General features: G+C 63.8%; 2 protein-coding genes and 1 pseudogene. 2 read left to right on the forward strand and 1 reads right to left on the reverse strand.

Going from position 1 to position 1598, the window contains the following annotated elements:
- The coding region (locus VGP39_RS19480) for an IS4 family transposase (protein WP_327569732.1) at positions 1-929 on the reverse strand (929 nt) is incomplete at its 3' end.
- Between the two features lie 94 nt (positions 930-1023).
- Between VGP39_RS19480 and VGP39_RS19485 the strand changes: the two are divergent.
- Both VGP39_RS19485 and VGP39_RS19490 read left to right on the forward strand, forming a co-directional pair.
- A pseudogene (locus VGP39_RS19485) lies at positions 1024-1122 on the forward strand (FAD-dependent oxidoreductase); the annotation flags it as partial.
- Positions 1123-1209: 87 nt separating this feature from the next.
- Positions 1210-1590 carry a hypothetical protein gene (locus VGP39_RS19490; protein ID WP_327569733.1) on the forward strand — a complete coding sequence of 127 codons (381 nt, stop codon included), beginning with the start codon at positions 1210-1212 and terminating at the stop codon, positions 1588-1590.
- Positions 1591-1598 lie beyond the last annotated feature (8 nt).

Below are 1598 nucleotides of genomic sequence, written 5' to 3' on the forward strand. Positions count from 1 at the left end.
AAGGCGCTGACTAGCAGAAGCCGGTCGCGCCGCATCGGTTCGCCGATGCGGGTGGTCGACAGCCCCATCCCAAAGCGCAGGTCCTTGGTGTCCCGGAACTGCGGCTCGATGGTCCAGCGGCGGGCGTAGTGGTTGACCAGCACCGCCGCTGTCGCCTCCGGGTCGCTCGCGGCCAGACACCAGGGTTCCTTCATTGCCTTGGCATGCACGCACACCACCGCACCCACCTGCCGCCCCTGCGCCGTGACACGGGCATCGCGCAGCTTGCGGGCGCGTCCGCCCTTGCCGACCCATTCGGCCGCCGCTTTGGTTTCGTCGCTCGCGTCGGTGACGCGGATGTTGCCGCGGAAACGGATGACGTAGCCGAAGCCCAGTTCGCCAAGGAACGCGAACAGCTTCTGGTCGCCAAAGCCGCGGTCGGCCAGGATCGTGACCCGGCAGCCCGGCGGCATCGTCTCGGCCAGGCGGCGCAGGCAGGCATCCTCGTAGTCGTTGCGTCGGGTCGCGATCTCCTCCTTCCAGACGGTCAGCCAAATTAGCGGTGCCGCCCGGCCGTGGCCCGTGACCAGGCTCAGCACCAATGTCGATTGGCCATCGCGGTCGAAGTCGGTCCAGTCCATTGCCACCAGGATGTCTCGCTGCGCGCCGACCTGCTGCGGCACCCAGCGAGCGAAGCTGTCCCACACGTCGATGCCGTCGTTGCTCATCAGCCGGTCTACCTGCTTGACCGCATGCTTGGTCACCAGCCCGCGCGCCTGCGCCAGCGCCTGGCCGATCATTGCCACCGCCAACGAAGCGCCCGCCATCACCCCAAGCGTGGCACCCGCCAAGGCATCCACCCGCTTGGCGTGCAGGTCAGGCCCATATAGACCGCCGATGAACCCGCGAACGTCCCCCAGACGCCCGCGCACATGCTCCGCCTTGACCATGCTCCAAACCTATCCCTCGCTGACACGAAGCTTCTAGGGAGCGGCCGCGAATCGGGCCTATACCGGGTCAGCAAATGAGGGGATTCGTGAGCGTTTGGATGACCGCGGTTACATTAGGGTCAACGAACGACTCGAGACGAGTGCACCCGACGTCTGGGCAGTCGGAGAATGCGCTGGTAGCCCACAGTTCACGCACGTATCGCTCGACGACTTTCGGATCATTCGGGACAATTTAGCTGGCGGAAATCGGACAACACGCAACAGGCTAATTCCGTACTGCATGTTTACTGACCCGCCGCTTGCGCGTGTCGGTTTGAGCGAAGGAGAAGCGCAACGCCAAGGTATCACAGTGCGTATCGCGAAGCTGCCCGTGAGCGCCGTGCTGCGAACGCAAACGATTGGCGAAACACAAGGCTTCATGAAGACCGTTGTTGACGCAAGTGACGACCGCATTCTCGGATTTGTAATGATCGGCCCTGAGGCCGGCGAAGTCATGGCCGCGGTGCAAATCGCGATGCTGGCAGGCCTCCCATATACCAGACTCCGCGACGCAATTCTTGCGCACCCGACGATGGCGGAAGGTCTCGGCTCCCTGTTTTCGACTCTGCCACCCATGTCCTCACACAAGCCACCGCGTTCTGCTTGGCAGAGCGACGCTTGAGATGATAG

The organism is Bradyrhizobium sp. (assembly GCF_036009065.1).
In the GTDB taxonomy this organism is placed as follows: domain Bacteria; phylum Pseudomonadota; class Alphaproteobacteria; order Rhizobiales; family Xanthobacteraceae; genus Bradyrhizobium.

Coding starts and splice junctions, on each gene's coding strand:
- VGP39_RS19490 (WP_327569733.1), top strand. CDS start 1,210: ATGTTTACTGACCCGCCGCTTGCGCGTGTCGGTTTGAGCGAAGGAGAA.